The organism is Rhodococcus sp. PvP016, from assembly GCF_017832185.1.
Taxonomy (GTDB): Bacteria; Actinomycetota; Actinomycetes; order Mycobacteriales; family Mycobacteriaceae; genus Rhodococcoides.
Genome location: NZ_JAFIBH010000001.1, coordinates 2,270,215 through 2,293,632, shown reverse-complemented (window position 1 = coordinate 2,293,632; position 23,418 = coordinate 2,270,215). Strand labels below are relative to the sequence as shown.

Annotated in this window: 24 protein-coding genes; 16 read left to right on the top strand and 8 right to left on the bottom strand. The window is 68.5% G+C overall.

All coding sequences use genetic code 11. The features are described from left to right. Positions 1-91 precede the first annotated feature (91 nt). The 4 genes from JOE30_RS10785 to JOE30_RS10770 all read left to right on the top strand — a co-directional run bounded on the left by JOE30_RS10785 (position 92) and on the right by JOE30_RS10770 (position 3,170). Positions 92-970 (top strand): SDR family NAD(P)-dependent oxidoreductase, encoded by an 879-nt coding sequence (locus JOE30_RS10785; protein WP_239532353.1) that lies wholly within the window; start codon positions 92-94, stop codon positions 968-970. A gap of 81 nt (positions 971-1,051) precedes the next feature. Next, a complete protein-coding gene (locus JOE30_RS10780; protein WP_204866607.1) occupies positions 1,052-2,203 on the top strand; it encodes a diguanylate cyclase in 1,152 nt (383 codons plus the stop codon). An 8-nt stretch (positions 2,204-2,211) separates the two neighbouring features. Next, a complete protein-coding gene (locus tag JOE30_RS10775; protein WP_204866604.1) occupies positions 2,212-2,850 on the top strand; it encodes a TetR/AcrR family transcriptional regulator in 639 nt (212 codons plus the stop codon). 101 nt (positions 2,851-2,951) lie between these two features. Further along, positions 2,952-3,170 carry a hypothetical protein gene (locus tag JOE30_RS10770; protein ID WP_204866603.1) on the top strand — a complete coding sequence of 73 codons (219 nt, stop codon included), beginning with the start codon at positions 2,952-2,954 and terminating at the stop codon, positions 3,168-3,170. A 16-nt stretch (positions 3,171-3,186) separates the two neighbouring features. On the opposite strand, the gene JOE30_RS10765 is transcribed toward JOE30_RS10770, so the two are convergent. Beyond that, positions 3,187-3,783, bottom strand: coding sequence for a TetR/AcrR family transcriptional regulator (locus JOE30_RS10765; RefSeq protein ID WP_204866601.1), 597 nt, complete (start codon positions 3,781-3,783; stop codon positions 3,187-3,189). Between the two features lie 283 nt (positions 3,784-4,066). On the opposite strand from JOE30_RS10765, the gene JOE30_RS10760 reads away from it, so the two are divergent. The 6 genes from JOE30_RS10760 to JOE30_RS10735 all read left to right on the top strand — a co-directional run bounded on the left by JOE30_RS10760 (position 4,067) and on the right by JOE30_RS10735 (position 10,016). After that, complete coding sequence (locus JOE30_RS10760) at positions 4,067-4,738, top strand: HAD-IA family hydrolase (protein WP_204866599.1); 672 nt, start codon at positions 4,067-4,069, stop codon at positions 4,736-4,738. Between the two features lie 103 nt (positions 4,739-4,841). Then, entirely contained in the window at positions 4,842-6,083 is a 1,242-nt protein-coding gene (locus tag JOE30_RS10755; RefSeq protein WP_204866597.1) for a sedoheptulose 7-phosphate cyclase, read from the top strand. After that, positions 6,076-6,870 carry an O-methyltransferase gene (locus JOE30_RS10750; protein ID WP_204866595.1) on the top strand — a complete coding sequence of 265 codons (795 nt, stop codon included), beginning with the start codon at positions 6,076-6,078 and terminating at the stop codon, positions 6,868-6,870. The genes JOE30_RS10755 and JOE30_RS10750 overlap by 8 nt, the downstream gene beginning before the upstream one ends. Next, positions 6,867-8,159, top strand: a complete 1,293-nt coding sequence (locus JOE30_RS10745) for an ATP-grasp enzyme (protein WP_204866593.1) — start codon at positions 6,867-6,869, stop codon at positions 8,157-8,159. The genes JOE30_RS10750 and JOE30_RS10745 overlap by 4 nt, the downstream gene beginning before the upstream one ends. Further along, complete coding sequence (locus JOE30_RS10740) at positions 8,152-9,237, top strand: D-alanine--D-alanine ligase (protein ID WP_307806137.1); 1,086 nt, start codon at positions 8,152-8,154, stop codon at positions 9,235-9,237. Before JOE30_RS10745 ends, JOE30_RS10740 begins: the two co-directional genes overlap by 8 nt. Beyond that, positions 9,234-10,016, top strand: a complete 783-nt coding sequence (locus JOE30_RS10735) for a TauD/TfdA family dioxygenase (protein ID WP_239532351.1) — start codon at positions 9,234-9,236, stop codon at positions 10,014-10,016. The genes JOE30_RS10740 and JOE30_RS10735 overlap by 4 nt, the downstream gene beginning before the upstream one ends. A gap of 9 nt (positions 10,017-10,025) precedes the next feature. On the opposite strand, the gene JOE30_RS10730 is transcribed toward JOE30_RS10735, so the two are convergent. Further along, positions 10,026-10,934, bottom strand: a complete 909-nt coding sequence (locus JOE30_RS10730; protein ID WP_204866590.1) for a LysR family transcriptional regulator — start codon at positions 10,932-10,934, stop codon at positions 10,026-10,028. A gap of 85 nt (positions 10,935-11,019) precedes the next feature. Between JOE30_RS10730 and JOE30_RS10725 the strand changes: the two genes are divergently transcribed. Together JOE30_RS10725 and JOE30_RS10720 are read left to right on the top strand one after the other, a co-directional pair. Continuing rightward, positions 11,020-12,246: an MFS transporter gene (locus JOE30_RS10725; protein WP_204866588.1), complete on the top strand. Its 1,227-nt coding sequence runs from the start codon at positions 11,020-11,022 to the stop codon at positions 12,244-12,246. 34 nt (positions 12,247-12,280) lie between these two features. Next, positions 12,281-13,081 (top strand): HugZ family protein, encoded by an 801-nt coding sequence (locus tag JOE30_RS10720; RefSeq protein ID WP_204866586.1) that lies wholly within the window; start codon positions 12,281-12,283, stop codon positions 13,079-13,081. Positions 13,082-13,112: 31 nt separating this feature from the next. On the opposite strand, the gene msrA is transcribed toward JOE30_RS10720, so the two are convergent. The 3 genes from msrA to JOE30_RS10705 form a co-directional block, all read right to left on the bottom strand. Next, the gene (gene msrA / locus JOE30_RS10715) at positions 13,113-13,649 is read right to left on the bottom strand and encodes a peptide-methionine (S)-S-oxide reductase MsrA (RefSeq protein WP_056447231.1); all 537 of its coding nucleotides are present in this window, start codon (positions 13,647-13,649) and stop codon (positions 13,113-13,115) included. An 85-nt stretch (positions 13,650-13,734) separates the two neighbouring features. Beyond that, positions 13,735-14,535: a GAF and ANTAR domain-containing protein gene (locus JOE30_RS10710; protein WP_239532350.1), complete on the bottom strand. Its 801-nt coding sequence runs from the start codon at positions 14,533-14,535 to the stop codon at positions 13,735-13,737. 110 nt (positions 14,536-14,645) lie between these two features. Next, positions 14,646-15,161: a helix-turn-helix domain-containing protein gene (locus tag JOE30_RS10705; protein WP_204866584.1), complete on the bottom strand. Its 516-nt coding sequence runs from the start codon at positions 15,159-15,161 to the stop codon at positions 14,646-14,648. 80 nt (positions 15,162-15,241) lie between these two features. On the opposite strand from JOE30_RS10705, the gene JOE30_RS10700 reads away from it, so the two are divergent. Further along, positions 15,242-16,615, top strand: coding sequence for an MFS transporter (locus JOE30_RS10700; RefSeq protein ID WP_204866582.1), 1,374 nt, complete (start codon positions 15,242-15,244; stop codon positions 16,613-16,615). A gap of 158 nt (positions 16,616-16,773) precedes the next feature. After that, the gene (locus JOE30_RS10695) at positions 16,774-17,853 is read left to right on the top strand and encodes an SDR family oxidoreductase (protein WP_204866580.1); all 1,080 of its coding nucleotides are present in this window, start codon (positions 16,774-16,776) and stop codon (positions 17,851-17,853) included. A 46-nt stretch (positions 17,854-17,899) separates the two neighbouring features. Here JOE30_RS10695 and JOE30_RS10690 read toward each other — a convergent pair whose 3' ends face one another. Next, positions 17,900-18,985 (bottom strand): tartrate dehydrogenase, encoded by a 1,086-nt coding sequence (locus JOE30_RS10690; protein WP_204866578.1) that lies wholly within the window; start codon positions 18,983-18,985, stop codon positions 17,900-17,902. A 142-nt stretch (positions 18,986-19,127) separates the two neighbouring features. Here JOE30_RS10690 and JOE30_RS10685 point away from each other — a divergent pair, with 142 nt between their 5' ends. After that, positions 19,128-20,726, top strand: a complete 1,599-nt coding sequence (locus JOE30_RS10685; protein WP_204866576.1) for a GMC oxidoreductase — start codon at positions 19,128-19,130, stop codon at positions 20,724-20,726. Positions 20,727-20,744: 18 nt separating this feature from the next. Here the strand turns inward: JOE30_RS10685 and JOE30_RS10680 are convergent, their stop codons facing one another. Further along, positions 20,745-21,722 carry a Gfo/Idh/MocA family oxidoreductase gene (locus tag JOE30_RS10680; protein WP_204866574.1) on the bottom strand — a complete coding sequence of 326 codons (978 nt, stop codon included), beginning with the start codon at positions 21,720-21,722 and terminating at the stop codon, positions 20,745-20,747. A gap of 62 nt (positions 21,723-21,784) precedes the next feature. Between JOE30_RS10680 and JOE30_RS10675 the strand changes: the two genes are divergently transcribed. Continuing rightward, a complete protein-coding gene (locus JOE30_RS10675; protein WP_204866572.1) occupies positions 21,785-22,795 on the top strand; it encodes a Gfo/Idh/MocA family protein in 1,011 nt (336 codons plus the stop codon). Here the strand turns inward: JOE30_RS10675 and JOE30_RS10670 are convergent. After that, on the bottom strand, positions 22,788-23,417 hold the full coding sequence (locus tag JOE30_RS10670) for a class F sortase (RefSeq protein WP_204866570.1): 630 nt from the start codon (positions 23,415-23,417) through the stop codon (positions 22,788-22,790). The two genes, JOE30_RS10675 and JOE30_RS10670, sit on opposite strands and share 8 nt — an antisense overlap. Position 23,418: the final 1 nt, after the last annotated feature.

The window sequence follows — 23,418 nt, the reverse complement described above, 5'->3', positions numbered from 1 at the left end:
ATGTGGTGTGATGATAGTTGTCATCACTTACCGCCGGTGATCGCCCGGTTCCCGGGCCCGCATCGACCGACAACGAGAGAGTCGCAGCATCATGACCTCTGGCACCCGGAACATGTTCCGGAGATCACCGCGGCTCCACCTCGACGGCTGCGTGGCCGTCGTGACGGGGGCGGGCGGCGGCATCGGATCCGCCGTCGCGCGCGAACTCGTCTCCCGCGGCGCGGCGGTCGCTCTGCTCGACGTCGCTCCGTCTGTCAACGACGTCGCTCGTTCCCTCGGCGACCGGGCGATCGCGCTCCGCGTGGACGTGACGTCTCTCGACGAACTCCGCACGGCCGTCGCCACCGTCCACGATCGGTTCGGCGGGATCGACGTGGTGCACGCCAACGCGGGCATCTCGAGCGGCGACACCGCGTACACCGTGGCGACTGTTCCCGACGGGGTCTTCGAGCGTGTCGTCTCGGTCAACCTGAACGGAGTGTGGAACACGATCCGGGCGACACTGCCGGATATCGTCACCGCCCGCGGCCACGTGCTGATCACGTCCTCGACCTACGCCTACCTCAATGGCCTGGCGAACGCTCCGTACGCTGCGACCAAGGCCGCGGTGGAGCAGATCGGTCGCGCCCTGCGCGCCGAGCTCGCCCACACGGGCGCGACCGCGGGGGTTCTGTACCCGGGGTGGGTCGCGACCCCCATCGCAGACGTTGCCTTCGGCGCCGACGACATCGCGACGGCCCTGGTGGCGCGAGCCTTCCCCGCGCCCCTGCTCACGCCCATCTCCCCCGAGGTGCTCGCGGCGGGAGCGGTCGACGGTATCGAGCGACGAGCAGCACGGATCCAGCTTCCCCGCAGGTGGCGGGCCTATTCGTCGATGCGAGGGATTGCGAATCCGCTGTCCGATCTCGTGCTGGAGAAGGACCGCACGATCCGGGCGCTCGTCGCGAGGCTCGAACGTCGCCACCTCTGATCCGGCAATTTCCCCGTTTGTGACCCACATACTGGTCATCAGCACCACTGGTGTCTGTTGTCACGGGTACTGTCCCGATGCATGACGCTCGCCGCGCTGCTCAGGGAATGCTGGTCCGCCCAGCGTGACACGCAGCAGTTGCGGCTGTTCGTGGAGTCGCGTGGTCTCGCGCGATGGATGCGCGGCCTGATCTCCTGCCTCACCCTCGTCGTCACGGCCATCGCGATCCTGTCGCTCGGATCGCCGTCCGGGGCGCAGGGCCTCGTCGACCGCGCGGTCGTCCTCGTGACCATCGTGGTCGGAATCGGCTGGGCCGTGCGCTGGAACGTCGCGCACTGGCCGTCCTTCCGCGAGTCCGTCGTCTTCTTCGTCTACGCCGACGTCGCCATCGCCGTGGTCTGCTTCCTCGACTCGAGTTCGCTCGCGGGTCTGAGCGGCGCCGGCCTCCTGGTGCTCCTCGGGACCTACGCGACCTTCCTGCTGGGGCCGCGAGTGTTACTGGTGCACGTCCTGTGGTGCGCGTTCTCCATCACGGTCCTCGCCGTCAAGGTCGCGCTCGATCCCGAGTACGACCTCGCCATCGCCGTCGCGAAGGCGATCATGCTGACCGTTGTCGGCGTGGTGGTACCCCTCGTGATCGAACTGGGCGTGCATCTCATCCGCGTCGACGCGGACAAGTCGTTGACCGATCCGCTCACCGGCCTCAGCAACCGCCGGGGGCTCGAGTCACGACTGATGCTCCTCGCCGACGACATGCGCTCCACGACCACCCGCGCCGCCGCTGCCCACCCCGTGGCTGCCGTGATCGTGCTCGATCTCGACAAATTCAAGGCGATCAACGACGAACTCGGGCACAACGTCGGCGACGAGGTGCTGATTCGCGTCGGACACAGCCTGGTGCGCGCGGCGGGATCCACCGCCGTGGTCACACGCCACGGCGGCGAGGAGTTCCTCGTCTTCGATCTGTACGACGACGCGCTCGCGGCGCTGCGGGCCGCCCGCGCCGTCCGCGACGCGGTGGCGGAGAGGATCTCGGGGCCCGCGGTCACCGCGAGTGTCGGGCTGGCGATGGCGAGCACGACAGCCCTGCTGCACGATCGCCACCGCCTGTCGGCCACACTCACCGAACTCGTCGACCGGGGCGACACCGCGATGTACCGGGCGAAGCGATCGGGTGGGCACTGCGTCGCCGTGGACGGGGGAACGGCGCGTGGTCTCGCGTCGACCGGTTGAATGGTGGTGTGACCGATCCATCGCCCGCACGAACCTACGGTGGGGAGAGCGTCGCGGAGCGCACAGCTCGTCGGCGGCGCCAACTGCTCGACGCGGGGCGCGCGTCCTTCGGATCGGTGGGTTTCCGAGCATCGACGGTACGTGGCATCTGTCGTGACGCGCACGTCGCCGATCGCTACTTCTACGAGCTGTTCCCCACCCTCGAGGATCTTCTGGTCGCGGTGTACCGCGAGTGCATCGACGCGCTGACCCGATCCACCATGGCGGCGGTCGACGACCTGCCCGCCGGAACGGACGCGTCGACGCTGTCGCTTCGTGGGCTCGACGGCTTCTTCCGAGCCGTGGAGGACCGCGAGCTCGCGCGGATCGTGTGGCTCGAGGTGCTCGGGGTGAGTCCTCGTGTGGACCGCACGTATCTCGACACGATGCACGGATTCGGCGAGCTGATGGTGGGGCTCCTCGGTCGCCACACGCCGAACATCCCCGTCGGCAGTTCCCTCGACAGGTTGGCCACCGCCGCTGTCGGCGGCATCAGTCACACCGCCATGACGTGGCTCATGGACGGATACCGCGCGGACAGAACCGATCTCGTTCACGGGACCGCACGGTTCCTCGCTGCGGTCGTCGGTGCGGCCGAGCCCGAATAATTCGGTCGACGCGGTCCCCCCTCGGGTGTTTCAGTGGTGCGACATTCGACAAGGCCGGAGGCCGGCCGACACCGAACCGACCACGACACGAGGACGCACGCATGTATCCCACCGATCCCGACGTGTTCCTGCTCGTCCGACGGCAGGAACACGCGACCTTCACCCGCAACGCCGAACACCGGCGCGTGGCTCGCGCCCGCGCACGTCTCGCCCGCGACGAACTCCGCGTCCAGCGCGCATGGGAGGAACTGACGGCGGCACTGGCCGAGTCCTCGCAGTCGCGGCAGTCCCTGGCCGACCTGGTGCGCAGCAGCCGCTGAGTCAGCGGCTGTCGAGTCAGCGGCCGATGCCCCGAAGGAGAATGTCGACGGCGGCCTCGATGGTGGCGTCGTCGGGCAGGGTCCCGTACATCAGCGTCGGGCAGACCACGGAGCCGGACAGCATGGACACCGCCGCCTCGAGCTCCGGGCCCTGGATCACCGCACCGAGCATCTGCCGAGTGTGCTTCTCGCCGTCGTCGACGATGCGGCGGCGCACTCGGCCGATCTCGGCGACGGTGGCCCCCCACTGGGCCATCGCCATGAGCACGCGATCGAGGCGCTGCGTGGCGATGGCGTCGCGGAGCATCCGCAGCTCACCGATCAGGTCCGTGCGGACGTCGCCGACCAGGTCGTGATGCGGCATGTCGCCGATCGCCTCGAGTGCCATGGTGAGCAGGTCGGAGCGGGACGGCCAGTGGGTGTACAGCGTGGTCTTGGAGTAACCGGCCACCCGTGCGACGTGGGCATGGGTCACCGCCTCCCACCCCTCGCCCGTCAGCACCTCGAGCGCGGCGCGCGAGACGTCCGCGCGAGTGCGAGCGACGCGGGCGTCCTCTGCCACGGCGTCGGGCTCGATTCCGATTCCGTTCTCGCCCGACGGGGTATCACTCATTTCGTCACTCACCTCCTCGGTCGACTGGTTCATCGAAGTTCGGGCATCGACGTTCGAGCATCGAAGTTCGAGCATCGAAGTTCGAGCATCGAAGTTCGGGGGTTGAAGTTACGCGATTTTCGAGTACAGACCTATTGAACTAAATGTTCACTACTGTACTGTTGGACCAGCTTCATGCACGGCATTTCGACCGCGAACTCCCCCACCATCATTCGCGACGGGTCTTCCGTCGCCTCGGGCCTCGGCGCACCACAGCGTCGGGCCGGTCCACGGAAGGACACCGATGTCTGCCATCCTCTTCGGCTCCATCAGTACACTCGCCGACACGTCCGAGCTCCAGCGACGCGCCTTCAACGAAGCGTTCTCCTCGCACGGGCTCGACTGGAACTGGTCACGCGACGATTACCGGTCCATGCTCGGGTCCAATGGCGGCGCGAACCGGATCGAGGACTACGCGGCGTCCAAGGGTGTCGAGGTCGATGCCTCCGCGGTGCACGCGACGAAGTCGGAGATCTTCCGGTCACTCCTCTCCTCGGCCGGTGTGAGCCCGCGACCCGGCGTCGTGGACACCATCGCCGCGGCGAAGAAGTCGGGTGCCAAGCTCGGTTTCGTCACGACCACCTCGAAAGAGAACGTCAGCGCGGTGCTCGAGGCACTGTCGCCGCAGGTCTCCCGCGACTCGTTCGACGTCCTCGTCGACGCGGACGACGTCGAGCAGGGTAAGCCCGACCCCGCGTCCTACGCCTTCGCCCTCGACAAGCTGGGCGAACAGCCGTCCTCCTGCGTCGCGATCGAGGACAACGCCGGTGGCGTCGCTGCCGCAGCGGCAGCCGACATCACCTGCGTCGCGTTCCCGAACGAGAACACGGCCGGCAGCGATTTCTCCTCGGCATCGGAGACGGTCGAATCCCTCGACCCCGCTCGCATCGAATCTCTGGTGACGGCTCGACCATGACCCTCACCAGTCGACTCCACACCCTGTCGAGCCACATCCACGTCAACCCCGGTTCCCCCGTCGAGCGCGATGCTCGCGAACCGTTTTCCTCGGGAGAGAAGTAGTGAGCAACCTCCAGGCACGTGTCACCGCAGACGATCGCACCTTCCACGTCGAGGGATACGAGAAGATCGAGTACGACCTCGTGTACGTCGACGGCGTCTTCGACATCGCGAACACCGAGCTCTCGGACAGCTACCGACCGTACGGCCGCGCTCTGATGGTGGTGGACGACAGCGTTCTCGCGCTGTACGGCGACGCGATCCACACCTATTTCCGCCACCACGAGATCGCGCTGACCATCGTCCCGGTGCAGATCCGCGAGACGGCGAAGTCGATCGAGACCTTCGAACGGATCGTGGGCGAATTCGATCGCTTCGGCCTGGTACGCACCGAACCCGTCCTGGTCGTCGGCGGCGGACTCACGACGGACGTCGCCGGCTTCGCGTGCGCCAGCTACCGCCGGAACACGCCGTACATCCGCATCCCCACGACGCTGATCGGTCTCATCGACGCCAGCGTCAGCATCAAGGTCGCCGTCAACTACGGCAAGCACAAGAACCGTCTCGGCGCGTACCACGCCTCGCAGAAGGTGTTGCTGGACTTCAGCTTCCTGGGCACCCTGCCGGAGGACCAGGTCCGCAACGGCATGGCGGAGCTCATCAAGATCTCCGTCGTGGGCAACCTCGAGATCTTCGAGATGCTCGAGAAGCACGGCCCGGAGCTGCTGGCGACGCGATTCGGTCACCTCGACGGCACCGCGGAACTGCGCGGGATCGCCGACCGCCTCACCTACAAGGCCATCGCGACCATGCTGGAGCTGGAAGCGCCCAATCTCCACGAGATCGACCTCGATCGCGTGATCGCTTTCGGCCACACCTGGAGTCCGACGCTCGAGCTCACCCCGCCCGCGCCGTTCTTCCACGGACACGCCATCAACATCGACATGGCGCTGTCCACCACCCTCGCGGAACAGCGCGGCCACATCACGGCCGACGACCGCGACCGCGTGCTCGGCGTCATGAGCGGGATCGGGCTCGCGCTCGACAGCTCCTACCTGACGGCCGACCTGCTCGCCGAGGCCACGTCGTCCATCCTCAAGACCCGAGACGGGATTCTCCGCGCGGCTGTGCCGGCGCCCATCGGGTCCTGCGAGTTCCTGAACGACGTGACCGTCGACGAACTGTCGGACACGCTCACCCTGCACAAGAAGATCTGCCTCGAGCACGACCGCGACGGCGACGGCGTGGACATGTTCACCGCGCCGCAACCGGAGGTCGCGGTCGGTTCGTCGCACGATGAGTGATGCACGGCCGGTCACACCGACCACCATCGCCGCGGCCGAGCTGACGGAGCTGTGCCGGGACCTCGACGACCTCGGGGTCCCGGCAGCCGTCCTCGGCCGCGCTCGACGTGCGCGTGACGTGATCGCGGGGCTCGACCCGTACCTCGACGAGTGCACCACCCCGGAATCTCCCGCTCTCGCGGATCTGGCCGCACGCACGCGATCCGCGGAATGGTCCGGCAGCACGCTCGAGCAGGAGATGCTGTCCGGCCACGTCGAGGGCCGTTTCCTCGACTTCCTGGTCCGGATGACCCGCGCCTCGTCGGTTCTCGAGATCGGCATGTTCACGGGATACTCGGCACTCGCCATGGCCGAGGCGCTTCCGCCCGGCGGCACCGTCGTCGCTTGTGAACTGGACGAGCCCGTCGCGGCGTTCGCCCGACAATGCTTCGACGCGTCGCCGGCAGGCGAGATGATCGAGATCCTCGTCGGTCCTGCGTCGGAATCCCTCACCCGTCTCGCCGACGAGGGACGCCGATTCGACCTGGTCTTCATCGACGCCGACAAGGCCGGGTACCTCGGATACCTGACGACGCTTCTCGACTCCGAGCTGCTGACGCCGGACGCCGTGGTCGCCGTCGACAACACACTCCTGCAGGCCGAGCCGTACCTCGATACGGCCATGTCGGACAACGGTTCCGCCATCGCGGCGTTCAATCGCGCCGTGGCGGCGGACCCCCGTGTCGAGCAGGTTCTGGTCCCGCTGCGGGACGGACTGACGCTCATTCGTCGATCGAGCGCGTCGTGACGAGCGCCGGTCGGTCCCTGGCGGTCCTCGTCGGCTCGCTCGTGACCGCCCCGCTCGACCTCGTGCCCGTCCTGGCGGCACTCGCCCGACCGCGCACAGCACCCGGTTCGCCTGCCGCACAGCGCAGGACGGTCGTGATCAACGGCGGCAAGATGACCAAGGCGCTGCAACTCGCGAGATCGTTCCACGGCGCCGGTCACCGGGTGGTGCTGGTCGAATCGGCAAAGTACCGGTACACCGCGCATCGGTTCTCCCGGGCTGTGGACGTGTTCCACACCGTCCCGGAGGCGTCGGAACCCGGATATGCGCGCGCGATCGCCGACATCGTGTTGAGCGAGCGAGCGGACGTGTTCGTGCCCGTGTCGAGTCCGGCGTCCAGCGTGCCGGACGCCGAGGTCGGTCGACTGCTCGACGGGCGGTGCGACGTGGTCCACGTCGACCCGGCGACCGTGCGCATGCTCGACGACAAGGTGCAGTTCTCGGAGGTCGCGGAGTCGCTCGGTCTGCGCGTGCCGGAATCACACCTCGTCACCGACCGTCGACAGGTCGAGGACTTCGACTTCCCCGACGGCCGTACGTACATCCTCAAGCGCATCGCGTACAACCCGGTGGGCCGTATGGACCTCACGCCGTTGACGGGGCGGGACCGCGCGGCGAACGCCGCGTTCGTCTCCCGGCTCGACATCTCGGACGAGGATCCGTGGATCATGCAGGAATTCGTCACCGGGCAGGAGTACTGCACCCACTCGACGGTCCGCAACGGCCGCGTGCAGGTGTACGGGTGCTGCGAGTCGTCGGCGTTCCAGATCAACTACGCCATGGTGGACAAGCCCGAGATCCGGTCGTGGGTGGAGCATTTCGTCGGCGAGCTCGGACTCACGGGCCAGGTCTCCTTCGACTTCATCGAGGCGGCGGACGGCCACGCGTACGCCATCGAGTGCAATCCACGCACGCATTCGGCCATCACGATGTTCCACGATCACCCGGACGTCGCGGCCGCGTACCTCGACGACGGACACCCCGTCATCACGCCGCTCCCGTCCGCCCGGCCGACATACTGGATCTACCACGAGATCTGGCGGCTGCTCACCCAGCCGGGCCGCCTCGCCCGCGCGCGGACCATCGCCACCGGGAAGGACGCGGTGTTCACGCGGTGGGATCCGTTGCCGTACTTCATGCTTCACCACCTCCACATGCCGTCGCTGATCTGGTCGAACCTTCGCGCCGGCCGCTCGTGGAGCCGCATCGACTTCAACATCGGCAAACTCGTGGAGGCCGGCGGTGACTGACGACACGGCTCCGGCCCACCCGACCGCACGAGTGACCGTGCTCCACCTCGCGGGATCCGCCGAGGACGAGTTCCACTCGGACCTGTCGCGGGTGTACGCATCGGACGCGCTGACCGCGCTCGCCGATCCCGCACGGTACGAGTTCCACGTCGCACTGGTCTCGCCCGACCGCACGTGGCGGTTCCCGGTCGATCTCACCGACGACGCCGTGGCGGCGGCTCCGCCGCTGACGCTCGCGGACGCGCTGCACCACATCGAGGCTCTCGGGGTCGACGTCGTCGTGCCCCAGATGTTCTGCCTGCCCGGCATGACGTCCTACCGTGCTCTGGTCGACGTCGCGGGTCTGGCTCTGCTGGGCAACACCGCCGACGTGATGGCCGTCGCGGCGGACAAGGCGCTGACCCGAGCGGTGGTTGCCGCGGCGGGGGTTCCGGTGCCGGAGGGCCACGTCGTCGTCGTGCCCACGGACGCACCGCGTTCCGGCACGGGGTCGCCCGTCTCGTTACCGGCGGTCGTCAAGCCGGTGGACTCCGACAACTCGGTCGGGGTGGCGCTGGCGCGTACCCCGGACGAGTACACCGACGCGCTCGCGGACGCTGCGCGGTTCTCCCGCCGGGTGCTGGTGGAACGCTACGTCGAGTTGGGGCGTGAGGTGCGCTGCGGCATCGTCGTCGTGGACGGTGAACCGGTGTGCCTGCCGCTCGAGGAATACGCCGTGGACGCGGACAGTCGCCCGATCCGCACACGCGAGGACAAGTTGTCCCGCGACGAGGACGGGGCGCTGTACCTGGTGGCCAAGAACGCCACGAAGGCGTGGATCGTCCCGGAGGACGATCCGATCACGGAGCGGGTTCACGCGATGGCCCTCGAGTGCCACCGGGCGTTGGGATGTCGGCACTACAGCCTCTTCGACTTTCGCGTGGACCCCGACGGTCGGCCGTGGTTCCTCGAGGCCGGTCTCTACTGCTCCTACGCGCAGGGCAGTGTGGTCGCGGTGATGGCCGCGGCCGCCGGCATCACTCTCGCGGACCTGTTCGCCGCAGGACTGCGCGAACTCTCGATCGAAGGAGCACGATGATGCGGCACACCACCCTCGAACCCGTCGGCGCACTCGTCGAGGACGTCCGGGTCGAGGACCTCGACGCCGCGGGAATCGCCGAGACCCGCCGTCTCGCAGCGGAACACGGCGTCGTCGTCTTTCGCGGACAGACGCTCGACGACGCCCGCTTCACCGAGTTCCTCCGCGCGTTCGGCGACATCGTCTTCACCGAAGGCGAGACACCGGTCCCCGGGCACCCGGATCTCAACGTCATCAGCAACGTCGGTCGGACGACGACGCCGCGCTCCACCTTCCACGTGGACACGAGCTACGTGGCACAGCCGCCGGCGTACACCTCGCTCCGTGCAGTCACCGTGCCGTCGGAGGGAGGGCAGACCGTCTTCAGCAACCAGTACCGCGCGTGGGACACACTGCCCGACGACCTCCGCGACGAGCTCGTCGATCGCACGCTCACGCACGTCGTGACCGGTCTCGATCTCGCCGACGATGCCGAATCGTCCGCGGTACACCCGCTCGTGGCGACCCACCCGATCAGCGGACGGCGCTCGCTCTACCTGTCGACTCCCGCGCGATGCGCGTCGATCAGCGGGATGTCGCCCGACGAGACGGCCGAGACCGTCCGATTCCTGTACGACCACTCCACGGCCGAGGACAACGTGCACCGGCACACGTGGCAGCCGGGCGACGTCGTGCTGTGGGACAACCGGTGCGTCATGCATCGGGCCGACCACAGCGGAGTGGTGGGCGACCGGGTGATGCACCGCGGGATGGCCACCGACGGTCACGCTCGGTCCTGACGCCGATCGTCAGCGCGCCAGGACAGCGGCCCCTCGCCGCACCACCATGTCGCGGAAGGCGAGGGCCTGCGCGGGCAGGGTGCGTGCGGGCCACACCACGCCGATGCGTCGCCGCGCCGCGGGGTCGTTCACCGCGATGTCGACCGTGGGCAGCGGGCCGGCGGGAGCGGTCGTGCGAGGCAGGACGCTGACACCGAGCCCCGCCCCGACCAGCCCGCGCACGGTATGGATGTCCTGACCCTCGAAGGCGATGGTCGGGGCCATTCCCGCAGCGGCCCACAGTGTCTCGCAGAGGGAGCGCATTCCGTACCCGTGTTCCATCGCCACGTACGGGTCGTCCGCCGTCTCCACGAGGTCCACCGATCGGCGGCCCGCCAGTCGGTGATCGGACGGGACGACCAACACCAGCCTCTCGTCGTACAGCCCGAAGGACGTGTCGGTGCCGTGTTCGGCCCCGAGCGCCACGAACGCGAGGTCCGCGCTCCCGTCCTCCAATCTGTCGAGGCACCGGGCCCGCGCGCCCTGGTCGAGGGTGAACGTGACGGCGGGATGATCGGCGCGGAAGCGCTTGATGAGCAGCGGGAGGACACCCTCGCCCACCGTGTTCTGGAAGCTGACCGAGATGCGGCCACGAGTGCGGGCGTCCTGCTCGGTCATGGCGTCGAGCCCGGCCTCGAGTTCGCGGACCGCCCGATCGAGGAAGGGCATCAGTGCACGTCCCGCCGGCGTGAGGGCGATGCCCCGACCACGACGCTCGACGACCGCCACCCCCAACGCGGCCGAGGCGCGGGCGAGTTGCCGGCTCACCGTCGGCTGCGGCAGACCGAGGATGTGGGCCGCCTCCGTGATGTGTTCGGTCTCCGCCACGGCGAGCAGCGTCGGGATCAGAGGCAGGAGCGCCTCGGCTTCCTCACGCATGAATCGAACGATACGCCACCGTCATGATTGTGCGAGCTGCGATGCATTGGACGAATAGGTCGCGTCCGGCCTACCGTCGGATCCCGTGACCATCGACGAGGCGACCGACACCGACTGGGACGGACACACCCGCGGATCCCGCGAGTACCGACGGCTCGTCGCCGGACTGCTTCTCGCCGGTGTCGCCACCTTCGCCCAGCTGTACTCCGTCCAGGGCATCCTCCCGCTCATCGCCGCGAACCTCTCGATCACGCCGTCGCAGTCCTCGCTCGCGGTGGGGTGCGCCACGGTCGGCGTCGCGGTCGCTGTGCTGCCGTGGTCCGTGGTGGCCGACCGCGTCGGCCGGGTGCGCGCCATGAGCATCTCGATCGTCACGGCCACCGCCCTGGGGCTCGTCGTCCCGCTCTCCACGTCGTTGCCGATGCTGCTGACGGTGCGGTTCATGGAGGGCGCCGCCCTCGGCGGGCTGCCGGCCATCGCGATCGCCTACCTCAGCGAGGAGGTGCACCGCCGGAACACCGCGGTGGCCGCGGCCACCTACGTCTCGGGCACCACGCTGGGCGGGCTGCTCGGCCGCATCGTCGCCGGACCCGTCGCCGAGTACACGAACTGGCGCATCGGAACACTGACGGTCTCGATCATCGCCGCCGTGGCCGCGATCGCCTTCCTGCGCCTCGCTCCCGCACCGCGGCGTGCGCTCCCCGCGCGGGACGGCGGCCCGGGGCTGGGTGAACGCGTCACCGCACACCTCCGCGACCCCGGCATGCGCGCGCTGTTCGGGCAGGCGTTCCTGCTCATGGGCGGCTTCGTCACCGTCTACAACTATCTGGGCTTCCGCCTCGAAGCGGCCCCGTTCGGACTCCCCCAGTCGCTGATCAGCCTCATCTTCATCGCCTATCTCAGCGGAACCGTCTCGTCTCGCGTCGCCGGGCAGCTCGCCGGCCGATACGGACGCTCCGCGGTGCTCGCCGGGTCGACGGGCGTCATGATCGCCGGGGTCGCCCTGACGATCGCGCACTCCCTGATCGTCGTACTCCTCGGACTGGTGGTGTTCACGATGGGATTCTTCGCCGCGCACGCCATCGCGTCCGGATGGACCGGGCATCGCGCGGCGGACGGGCGCGCCCAGGCGGCGTCGCTCTACAACCTCTTCTACTACGGCGGTTCGAGCATCGTCGGCTGGACGGGCGGCGTCGTCTATCAGGCCTACGGCTGGTCGGCCATGGCCGCATTCGTCATGGCGCTGGTCGTCGTCGCCGCCCTGTGGGCACTGGTCCTGCGGTCGCCCGGCGCCGAGGCTCGGACGGCGTAGTCGCTCGGATCAAGGGCGCCGGTACTGTTCGCCCATGGCCACTCTCGATCACGGCGACCCCGGCGACGCCCCGTCGATGCCGACGCCCACCGCTCCAGTCACCCGTCCCCGCCGCCCGTCCGCGGCGGAGGAGGCGCGCACGGTGGCCGCGTCGACCAACACTGCCACGCTCGCGAGCCTCTCGGCCGACGGACACCCGTGGGCGTCGTACGTGACGTACGGCCTCATGGGCGGGAACCCTGTGCTGTGTGTGTCCCACATGGCGGAGCACGGTCGCAATCTCGCGGCCGATCCACGGGTGAGTCTGTCCGTCGTCGCTCCGGGCGAGAACAGCGATCCGCTTGCGAGCGGACGGATCACACTGGCGGGCACCGTGCTTCGGCCGTCGGGCTCGGACATCGACGCTGCGCGGGCGGCCCATCTGGCGGCTGTCCCGGCAGCGCGCTACTACATCGACTACAGCGATTTCACCGTGTGGATCCTGTCGGTGGACCGAGTCAGATGGGTGGGCGGTTACGGCCGCATGGACTCGGCCACCGCGGCGGACTACGCAGCCGCCGTACCGGATCCGGTACGGCCGGTGAGCGGGCCGGCGGTGGAGCACCTGAACACCGACCACGCGGACGCACTCACCGCGATGACCGCGGCATTCGGCGGATTTCCCGATGCGACGTCCGCGGCGTGCACCGGCGCCGACCGCTACGGACTCGACATCACGGTCACCACACCGAGAGGCGTGTCGTACACGCGAGTCGGCTACCTGTCGCCGTTGGCGTCACTCGACGATCTCCGCGCCGCGACGATCGAGCTGACGAGAAACGCCCGCCGCTCCTGAGGGGAGCGACGGGCGTCGATGGTCGACGGACTCAGCTGACCGCAGCGTTGCGGCGCGGCAACTTCCAGTCGGGGCGTACCCAGTGGCAGGTGTATCCGTTGGGGATTCGCTGCAGGTAGTCCTGGTGCTCGGGCTCTGCCTCCCAGAACTCGCTCGCCGCGGTGACCTCGGTGACCACCTTTCCGGGCCAGATACCGGACGCGTCGACGTCGGCGATCGTGTCCAGCGCGACGCGCTTCTGCTCGTCGGAGGTGTAGAAGATGGCCGAGCGGTAGCTCACTCCGCGATCGTTGCCCTGCCTGTTCTTCGTCGACGGATCATGGATCTGGAAGAAGAACTCGAGGATGTCGCGGTAGGTCGTCCGGGTCGGATCGAACACGATCTCGACCGCCTCGGCATGCGTCCCGTGGTTCCGGTACGTCGCGTTCGGCACGTCTCCGCCGGAGTAGCCGACGCGCGTGGACAGCACGCCCGGCTGCTTGCGGATCAGTTCCTCGACGCCCCAGAAGCATCCGCCCGCCAGGATGGCCGTCTCGGTCGTGGAACCTGCCTGTGTGCTGTCCGCCATGGTGTCTCCTCTTGTCGCAGTAACACTCTGTTTCCACAACGTCGGCGCGCGCCACGTTGTTCCGACGGGCGGTTCCGGCGGGCTGTCACGCGACGGGCGGAACCTCGACGGACCTCGTGGGATGCGACTCCTCGATCAGGGACAGCGCGACTTCCCGCAGCGGGCGGTTCTCGGACTGCGAGATGTGCGCGAGCATCGTGAAGGCCTGCACGGCATCGACGTCGAAACGCTCCATGAGGATGCCCTTGGCCTGGCCGATGATGTCACGACTTGCGAGGCCGTCCCGGAAGTTCTGGTCGTCGCGGGCACTGAGCAGAGCCACTGCGCCGTGAGCAGCGAGTGCGGATCCGACCATCTGAGCGTCGGCGTCGAAGGTGTCGGCAGTCCGGCTGAAGAGCAGCAACACGCCCAGATCGCGCGCCGACGGATCGGTGTAGAGACGGAACGCCGCCATCGACTCGATGCCTCGGTCGCGCGCGGCCGCGGCGAAGGAGGGCCACCGCCGCTCGTTGCCGAGGTTCTCTGCCACGACGGTGTCGATCTGCCAGATCTCGTTCTCGGTGGGCCCCTCGCCCAGTTCGAACTGCACACGGCAGAGATCGGCCGCGACCTCGTCGGTGCGGGCGTGGATGGTGCGCCGCGCGCCTGTCATCACGGTGACGCACGCGTGATCCACACCGGGCATCAGCTGCGTGGCCGACCGCACCAGGGCCGTCAGCGTGTCGTCCACCGATCGACGAGTGCCCCGCAGAGTGCGTGCCATCTCGGCGATGTCGCCCAGGGCGGAGGCGTTCCGATCGACCGCTGCGTCCTCACCGATGGTGCGCACGATGTCGCCGTGATCGCTGTACGGCACCGTCATGTGTTCCCCACTCTCGACGCCCATGACACCCCACCGTGTCGCGGACCTGTGTTTTAAGACCCGGTCCAGAATAGAGCGAGCCCCGAGGGGCCGTTGCGCGACCGCCCCCATCACCTCGCGCCGGGTCGCGGCCGTCACCTGATCGGCTCGAGCAACCGGCGAGGTTCGCGAAGTGCGCGGGACACGGCGTCGGGCCGCGGGGTCGCGGTCACACCAGGCCCCGGCGACACGACGACCCGACCGGCAGCGGGCACGATCCCGCACCGGGGGCAGCTGCCACGCTCGTCGAGCTCGCCGCCGCACGGTTCGTGACGGAACACCCGACGGGGGCCGTCCAGCGCGGGAGCTGCTCGTTCGCCCCACACCGTCAGGGCGTGCAGCGCGGGCCACAGGTCGACGAGGATCTCGGTGGGACGGTATTCCTCGCGCCCACCGACACGTTCCCTGCTCAACAACCCATGCTCCACCAGAGCCGACAGGCGCTGCGACAGCACCGCCTTCGACGTACCGAGGTGATGCTGGAAATCGGAGAACCGGCGCACACCGAACAGGGAGTCCCGCACGACGAGCAGTGTCCATCGCTCCCCCACGATCTCGAGTGCGCGGGCGAGCGAGCAATCCTGCGCGGCGTAATCCGTTCCCATCGCCATGGCTCGAGCGTACCTCGAACGGTCTGTTGACCGAACCACATCGGCGGGTTACGGTTCGCTCACCGAACCGAAGGACGGGCATGACACAGCAGCGATCCGCACCACCTCTCGCCCGTCCCCTGCCCGTCGCAGCATTCGGGACCCTGCTCGCCCTGGCCGCGTTCACCTTCCCCCTGGCGACCATCGGCAGCACCGCCGCGACGCTCGGCAGCGACGCGTCGGGCAGAACGTGGATCCTGAGCTCGATGAGCATCGGTCTCAGCGCCGCGCTGTTGGTGTCCGGCGCGCTCGCCGACGACATCGGCCGTCGCCGCACCTTCGTTCTCGGGCTCGTCGTCCTCGCCCTCGCGTCCGCTGTGTGCGCGGCCGCGCCGTCCACCCTCGTGTTCGTCCTCGCCCGGGTGGTCCAGGGCATCGGGGCGGGCGCGGTACTGGCGTCGAGTCTCGGCGTCATCGCGCACGCCTTCGAACCCGGCCCGCTGCGCGCACGTGCCAGCGGTGTCTGGGGCGCGGCCGTCGGCGCGGGCATCACCCTCGGGCCCCTGCTGTCCGCGACCTCGGACCGTCTCGCCACATGGCGCGCGGGGTACTGGCTGCTCACCGCGCTCACACTCGTCGCCGCGGTCGTCGCACGGCGCCTTCTCGCCGAATCCCGCACGGAGACACCGCGCGGGCTGGATCTGATCGGCGCCATCGCCCTGTCCGGCGGCCTGTCCGCTCTCCTCGCCGCGCTGGTCGAGGGTCGCGGTGGGTGGACGCGACCCGTACCCCTGGTCCTGCTTGCCGTGGCGGCGCTGCTGCTCGCGGGTTTCGTTCTGCACGAACGCCGGACCGCGTCGCCCATGCTCGATCTCACGCTGCTGCGCCAACCCGCCTTCCTCGCAGCCACCGTCGCCGCACTCGCCACCGGAGCCGGGGTGATCGCGCTGATGTCGTACATGGCCGGATTCGTCGGCGCCACATTCGGTCTGGATGCACTCCACAGCGCTCTCCTGCTGTTCGGCTGGTCGGCTACGAGTGTGATCACCGCTCTGCTCGCGCGGCGCATTCCCGCGTCCGTCTCCGGCCGAACACAACTGGCCCTGGGGCTCGTCGGTGTCGCCGTCGGAATGGGCCTGTTGCTCGGGCTGTCCGAGACGTCGTCACCCCTACGCCTCGTGCCGGGTCTCGTGCTGGCCGGCGCCGCGACGGGGATCGTCAACGCCGCACTCGGCCGAGAGGCCGTCGCGAGCGTCCCCGCCGGACGCGCCGCCATGGGAAGCGGGGCGAACAACACCGCGCGCTACCTCGGCTCCGCGATCGGAGTGACCGTGGTGTCGGTGGTGGTCCTGTCTGCCGGCACCACGCCGTCCGCGGTGTTCGACGGCTGGAACCACGCCGTGATCGTCGTCATCGCGATCACCGCACTGGGGGCCGCGGTCGTGGCTGCCACCCGGCCGAGCGCCGGACGCTGACCGCTCGTCAGACTCCCTCGGAGACGAGGTGTGCACCGCGGCGTCGACGCATCAGGCGGACCAGTGCGCCGCGCCACTCACCCCCACTGGTTGCCCCGTCGCCACGACGGGTAGCCCGAGCGTGATCGAGACACGATCACCGATCGGAGGCATCACACATGGCAGCACGAAGTCCGGGCACGGCGCTCGTCGTCGGAGCCACCGGCATCTCGGGGCAGACCATCTGTCGACGACTCGTCGACGCGGGGTGGCGCACCTACGGGTTGTCCCGCAAGACCGAGTTGCCGGTCGACGGCGTGACACCCGTGACGGCCGACCTTCTCGACGCGGACGCGCTGCGTGAGGCACTGCGCGGAACGGCGCCCGATCTGGTGTTCTTCACGGCGTGGATGATGCAGGACTCGGAGGCGGAGAACATCGAGGTGAACACCGCCACGCTCCGGAACACGTTCGACGCGCTGGCGCCGGAGAACTCGGTGAAACACGTCGCCCTCATGACGGGTCTCAAGCACTACCTGGGCCCGTTCGACGCCTACGGCGCAGCGGTGACGGCGGAGACCCCGTTCCACGAGAGCGAGGAGCGCCTCGACACACCGAACTTCTACTACGCCCAGGAGGACGAGTTGTTCTCGGGCGCAGAGCGGCTGGGCTTCACCTGGAGCGTGCACCGGGCACACACCATCTTCGGGTTCGCCGTGGGCAACGCCATGAACATGGCACTCACGCTCTCGGTGTACGCCACTCTCTGCAAGGAGACCGGCGAGCCGTTCGTCTTCCCGGGCTCGGAGACCCAGTGGAACGGCCTGACCGATGTCACCGACGCCGATCTGCTCGCCGAGCAGATGATCTGGGCCGCCACGAACGAGAACGGCGCTGACGAACCATTCAACGTCGCGAACGGCGACGTGTTTCGTTGGCGATGGCTGTGGCCGCGCATCGCCGACCATTTCGGGATCGAACCCGTCGGTTTCGACACCGAACCGCGACCGTTGGCGACGCGAATGGACGACGCACCCGACGCGTGGCGCCGCATCGCTGAGAAGTACGACCTCGTCGAGTCGGACGTGACTCGACTCGCATCGTGGTGGCACACGGACGGCGACCTCGGCCGCGACATGGAGTGCCTGACCGACATGACGAAGAGTCGCAAGGCGGGGTTCCTCGGATTCCGCTCGACCAGTGAGAGTTTCGCGGAGAACCTCGCTCGTTACCGGGACGCGCGGATCATTCCTCGTTGACGCCGGACGCAACGGCCGGGCGGGAGGAACCGCCCGGCCGTCGGCGTCACCGGCCGGCGATGGCGGTCACCTCGTCCGCGATGATGCGGCCCAACTCGTCGGTCCCCGACGTTCCGCCCATGTCGGCGGTGAGAGCGGCGCCGCCCCGTGCGAGCACGTTCTCGACCGCGGTCAGAACCGTGCGCGCGGCTTCGGGCTCGCCGAGGTGATCGAGCATCATGCTGCCGCTCCAGATCTGTCCGATCGGATTGGCGACGTTCTTGCCTGCGATACCCGGCGCTGATCCGTGCACCGGCTCGAACAGACTGGGAAAGAGTCCCTCCGGGTTGATGTTTCCACTCGGGGCGATGCCGATGGTGCCCGCGATCGCCGGTCCGAGATCGGACAGGATGTCCCCGAACAGATTGCTCGCGACGACCACGTCGAACCAGTCCGGGTGCAGCACGAAGTTCGCCGTGAGGATGTCGATGTGATAGCTGTCGACGTCCACCGTGGGGTGATGCGACGCCATGGCGGCGACCCGCTCGTCCCAGTAGGGCATCGAGATGGAGATGCCGTTGCTCTTGGTCGCAGACGTCAGGTGGCGCTTCGGCCTGGTCTCGGCGAGTTCGAAGGCGTACTTCAGGATTCGGTCGACGCCGATGCGCGACATGACCGTCTCCTGGATCACCGTCTCACGCTCGGTCCCCGCGAACATCCGGCCGCCGAGATCGGTGTACTCCCCCTCGGTGTTCTCCCGCACCACGTAGAAGTCGATGTCGCCGACCTCGCGCCCCGCGAGCGGGCTGGTGACGCCCGGCATGAGCCGGATGGGCCGCAGATTCACGTACTGGTCGAAGTGACGACGGAACTGGAGCAGACTGCCCCACAACGAGATGTGGTCCGGCACCACCTCCGGCCAGCCCACCGCTCCGAAGTAGATCGCGTCGAACGGTCGGAGTTCCTCGAACCAGCCGTCGGGCAGCATCTTTCCGTGCTCGACGTAGTAGTCGGCACTGGCGTAGTCGAAGTACTCGTACTCGAGGTCGAGGTCGAACGCCGCCGCGGCGGCGTCCAGTACTCCGATGCCGGCGGGAACCACCTCCTTGCCGATGCCGTCACCCGGGATCACTGCGATGCGTCTAATAGCCATCGTCCGAGCCTAGTCGGGCCGAAACCTTGACACTCGTTGACCGAACTGTCTAGGTTCTGAGCACCCGGCATCGAGATCGGGTGTTCGCCGGGGGGTGCCCACAGGTAGCGGCGGACTGCATGAACGATCCGGGGGAAGCCGCATGTCACCGTTCACTCGCCGCACATTCCTCTCCGGCGCCGCTGCGGCCGGCGGTGCGCTGATCGCCGGCAACCACGCCGCCCGCGCCTCTGCTCACGGCATCGCCGCACGCACACAACGGGTTCCGCTCTCCCGCGAAGATCACCGCGTGGTGATCGTCGGGTCCGGGTTCGGCGGCGGCGTCGCCGCACTGCGCCTCGCGCAGGCCGGCGTTCCGGTGACCGTGCTCGAACGCGGCCTGCGGTGGCCGACGGGCCCGAACGCCGAGACCTTTCCGCATGCTCGCTCACCCGACGGTCGTTTCCTCTGGTACGGATCCGCGAAGAACGTGTTCGGACGTCCGATCGACGTACCCGCCTTCACCGGCCTCGTCGAGGCGGTGCCCGGCGAGAACATGACCGCGCTGTGTGCGGCCGGGGTCGGCGGCGGGTCCCTCGTCTATCAGGGGATGACGCTGCAGCCGGCCGAGGCGGTGTTCGCGTCGCAGTTCCCCGGCGCACTGGACTGGGGCCTGCTCGATCGCGTCCACTACCCGCGGGTCGCCCGGATGCTGCACCTCGCGGTCGCGCCCGACGAGTTGATCGACAGCCCCAATTACGCTGCACCACGAGCATTCCGGGACAGTGCACGACGACTCGGACTCCCCGTGTCGAAGATCCCGATGCCCATCGACTGGAACTTCGCCCTCGACGAACTTCGTGGCGAGATGGCCCCGTCCTACACCAACGGCGACGGCGCCATCGGCGTGAACAACGGCGGCAAGTTCTCCGTGGACGTCACGTACATCGCCGAGGCGGAGGCGACCGGGCTGGCGACGGTACAGACCCTGCACCAGGTCACCGACGTCGAAAGGGCGTCCGACGGCCGGTGGACGGTCTACGTCGACCGCATCGACACCTCGGGGGCGGTGGTGGAGAACAAGATCCTCACCACGCCGACCCTGATCATGGCTGCGGGCAGCATGAACACCACGCGACTGTTGATGCGGGCGGCAGCGTCCGGCCGGATCCCGGACATGCCGGACGCGCTCGGCGACGGCTGGGGCACCAACGCGGACAGGATCTACTCGTGGACGACGTTCGACCAGGACTTCGGACCCGCACAGGGCGGACCGGTCGTCTTCGGCAGTCTCGACTGGGCGGACCCGTCCCGCGCGATGACGGTCATCCAGGCGTCGTTCCCCCCTCTCGGCGTGGACGCCCGAACCACCGTTCTGGTCGGCTACGGCGTCAGCGACGCCCGTGGGCGTTTCGTCTACGACGGCGCGCGGGACGATGCGATCCTGCGGTGGCCGCACGAGGGGGATGCGTCCATCCAGAGTCACATCGATCCGCGCGTGCGCGCGATCGCCGGACCGAACAGCCTCGTCGTGGACACCAATGCGGTGTTCCCGTCCACCTGGCACCCTCTCGGCGGAGCCAACATGGGGACGGTCTGTGATCTGGAGGGTCGAGTCCGGGGACAACGCGGCCTCTACGTTCTCGACGGCGCCCTGATCCCGGGCAACTGCGCGGCCTGCAACCCGTCGATGACCATCGCCGCAGTCGCGGAGCACGCTCTCGACAGCATCGTGGCCGCCGATGTCGGCACGATCATCTGAGCCGCCGCGCAGCCGAGGTCACTCCACGACGACGGTTCGGCCGCCGTCGTTCATCGACGCGACGAGAGCGTCGGCGACGAGCCCTGCACGCAGACCGGCGTCCGCGTCGGCGAGCTCCGAGACCCGGCCGGCCTCGAGCGAATCGACCCATTCCTGGAGTTGCAGGCGGTAGGCGTCCGCATAGCGGGGAACCCAGTCGGCCGGGTAGGCCACGGACCGTCGGCGGTCGCTGTCGGTGACCACGTGAGTGGGCAGCACGAGCGCGGACGCTCCGACGTCACCCACGACCTCGCACCTCGTGTCGTATCCGTAGCGGGCGTTGAGGAAGATCTCGACCGTCACCAGCACGTCGGACTCGGTCCGCAACAACATGATCTGGGGATCCTGCCGCGTTCCGGAATGCGCGGACGTGCGGCCCGCATGCCAACTCACCTCCGTGATCGGCGACGACAGCAACCACGGCACGATGTCGAGTTCGTGAATCGCGGAGTTGGTGATGGTCGACGCGGACGTGCCGCCAGGGTAGGCCTCGACGGTGCGACTCACGCAGTGTGCGACGAGGGGGTCACCCAGCTCACCGGACGACACCACGCGCTTCAGTTCCACGTAGGCCGGGTCGAACCGACGCATGAAGCCGACCGTGATCAAGGTGCGATCGCCCTGCGCGGCGATGATCTCGCGGCACTCCGCCGCCGTGGGCGCGAGGGGCTTCTCGCACAGCACCGGCTTGCCCGCGGCCAGCGCCAGGTGCACCAGTTCGGCGTGGGTCGAATCGTGCGAGGCTATGACGACGGCGTCGACGTCGTCGCGCTCGATCAGCGCCGGGCCGTCCGCCGCGACAGTGGCGCCGCGGAGGGTGGAGGCGACTGCACTCGCCCGTGCTGCATCGACGTCGGCAACGGCGGTCACCGTCGCGCCCGACACCCGTCGATCGAGGGACGAGGCGTGGTCCGCTCCCATGACGCCGACACCGATGATTCCAACCCGCACAGTCATGATCGAAAGTATTACATCTTAATGTCCTGACAAAAGCACTTTCCTCTGATTGGCTCTGCCGCATGACGCAGAGCGCTTCCCTTCCCCTGTCACGAGTGCCCGATCCCCGTGACGCGCCCGTGCTCCGATGGGCAGTCCTCGGGCCGGGCTGGATCGCGCACCGGTTCGTCGAGTCACTTCACCGACACACGACTCAGTCCGTCGTCGCGGTGGGGTCCCGCTCACCGGAGCGCGCACGCGCCTTCGCCGACGAGCACGGCCTCGACCGCGCGCACGGCTCCTACGAGGCCGTCTTCGCCGACGACGACGTCGACATCGTGTACATCGCCACGCCACACACCGAGCACCTCGCGAATGCCCTCGACGCCATCGCCGCGGGCAAGCACGTGCTCGTCGAGAAGCCGCTCGCCGTCGACGCGGCCGGCGCTGCCCGGATCGCGGAGGCAGCAGAGTCGGCCGGGGTGTTCGCGGGAGAAGCGATGTGGACGAGATTCCTGCCCAAGTTCGACGTGATCGAGCAGGTGCTCCGCAGCGGCGTCCTCGGGCCGATCCACACGGTGCTCGCGGATCACGGCGAGTTCTTCACCACCGATCACCGCATCTACGACCCGGCGCTGGCCGGTGGCCCGCTCCTGGATCTGGGAACGTACGTCGCGTCCTTCGCCTACTCGGTTCTCGGTGCACCGGAGACCGTGGATGCCCGGAGTCAGCCGGCGAACGACGAGATCGACGGTCAGATCTCGGCCCTTCTCACCGGAGAATCCGGACATGCGGTGCTCAACACCACGATCCTGACGAACACGCCCACGACGGCGGTCGTGTGCGGCCGGGACGGCACGCTCACCATCGCCGGGCCCTTCTTCATGCCGGGACCGTTCACGGTCGCACTGCGCGGCGGCATCACCCTCGCCTACGACGAGGCCTCGGGCCTCCAGGTCGACGGACTGCACCTCGCCGCGGTGGAGGCCGCGCGAAGGATTTCGGTCGGCGAGCTCGAGTCCGCCGTCCATCCCCTCGCCGACGCCATCGCGACCCTGGAGATCATCGACCGGATCCGCGACCGGATCAGCTGATCAGATCGGCGTAGACCACGATGTTGTCGTCGTAACTGGCTGCTCCGCTGTCGAACCGACCGCCACACGTGATCAACCGGAGTCCCGGGTGGTCGATGTCGCCGTACACAGTTGTCGTCGGGAACTCCGCCTTCGGGTACTGCTCGACCTGCGTGACCCGGAAGCGCGAGATGGTGCCGTCCTGCAGGGTGACGATCACGTCGTCGTCCGCTGCGAGGTCACCGAGCCGGGAGAACACACCCGGCGCACCGTCCCAGTCCACGTGACCCGCGATCACGGACGGCCCCAACGCGCCGGGGATCGGCGAACCGGTGTACCACCCGGCGGGAAACGCCCCGGGTGGTACCTCCATCGTCCCGTCCTGCTGCAGACCCAGGCCCATGAGGCCGGAGCTCACGGAGATCGCGGGAACGTCGATACGGACCGGCGGTGACGAGACGGCCGCGGCTTCCGAGACACCGGTGGTGCCCTCGTCGACCACGGCGACGTCCGCCGGAGCGGTCGCGACCGGCACCGGTGACTCGGTGCCGGCAGCAGTGGAGCATCCGGAGATCAGCGCCAGCGCGAGCACCACCGCAGCGCACAGCGCGCGCGCCGCGGTGGTGACCGAACGTGCTGCCATG

Coding starts and splice junctions, on each gene's coding strand:
- JOE30_RS10785 (WP_239532353.1), top strand. CDS start 92: ATGACCTCTGGCACCCGGAACATGTTCCGGAGATCACCGCGGCTCCAC.
- JOE30_RS10780 (WP_204866607.1), top strand. CDS start 1,052: ATGACGCTCGCCGCGCTGCTCAGGGAATGCTGGTCCGCCCAGCGTGAC.
- JOE30_RS10770 (WP_204866603.1), top strand. CDS start 2,952: ATGTATCCCACCGATCCCGACGTGTTCCTGCTCGTCCGACGGCAGGAA.
- JOE30_RS10765 (WP_204866601.1), bottom strand. CDS start 3,783: ATGAGTGATACCCCGTCGGGCGAGAACGGAATCGGAATCGAGCCCGAC.
- JOE30_RS10760 (WP_204866599.1), top strand. CDS start 4,067: ATGTCTGCCATCCTCTTCGGCTCCATCAGTACACTCGCCGACACGTCC.
- JOE30_RS10750 (WP_204866595.1), top strand. CDS start 6,076: ATGAGTGATGCACGGCCGGTCACACCGACCACCATCGCCGCGGCCGAG.
- JOE30_RS10735 (WP_239532351.1), top strand. CDS start 9,234: ATGATGCGGCACACCACCCTCGAACCCGTCGGCGCACTCGTCGAGGAC.
- JOE30_RS10730 (WP_204866590.1), bottom strand. CDS start 10,934: ATGCGTGAGGAAGCCGAGGCGCTCCTGCCTCTGATCCCGACGCTGCTC.
- JOE30_RS10720 (WP_204866586.1), top strand. CDS start 12,281: ATGGCCACTCTCGATCACGGCGACCCCGGCGACGCCCCGTCGATGCCG.
- msrA (WP_056447231.1), bottom strand. CDS start 13,649: ATGGCGGACAGCACACAGGCAGGTTCCACGACCGAGACGGCCATCCTG.
- JOE30_RS10710 (WP_239532350.1), bottom strand. CDS start 14,535: ATGGGCGTCGAGAGTGGGGAACACATGACGGTGCCGTACAGCGATCAC.
- JOE30_RS10705 (WP_204866584.1), bottom strand. CDS start 15,161: ATGGCGATGGGAACGGATTACGCCGCGCAGGATTGCTCGCTCGCCCGC.
- JOE30_RS10700 (WP_204866582.1), top strand. CDS start 15,242: ATGACACAGCAGCGATCCGCACCACCTCTCGCCCGTCCCCTGCCCGTC.
- JOE30_RS10695 (WP_204866580.1), top strand. CDS start 16,774: ATGGCAGCACGAAGTCCGGGCACGGCGCTCGTCGTCGGAGCCACCGGC.
- JOE30_RS10690 (WP_204866578.1), bottom strand. CDS start 18,985: ATGGCTATTAGACGCATCGCAGTGATCCCGGGTGACGGCATCGGCAAG.
- JOE30_RS10685 (WP_204866576.1), top strand. CDS start 19,128: ATGTCACCGTTCACTCGCCGCACATTCCTCTCCGGCGCCGCTGCGGCC.
- JOE30_RS10680 (WP_204866574.1), bottom strand. CDS start 21,722: ATGACTGTGCGGGTTGGAATCATCGGTGTCGGCGTCATGGGAGCGGAC.
- JOE30_RS10675 (WP_204866572.1), top strand. CDS start 21,785: ATGACGCAGAGCGCTTCCCTTCCCCTGTCACGAGTGCCCGATCCCCGT.
- JOE30_RS10670 (WP_204866570.1), bottom strand. CDS start 23,417: ATGGCAGCACGTTCGGTCACCACCGCGGCGCGCGCGCTGTGCGCTGCG.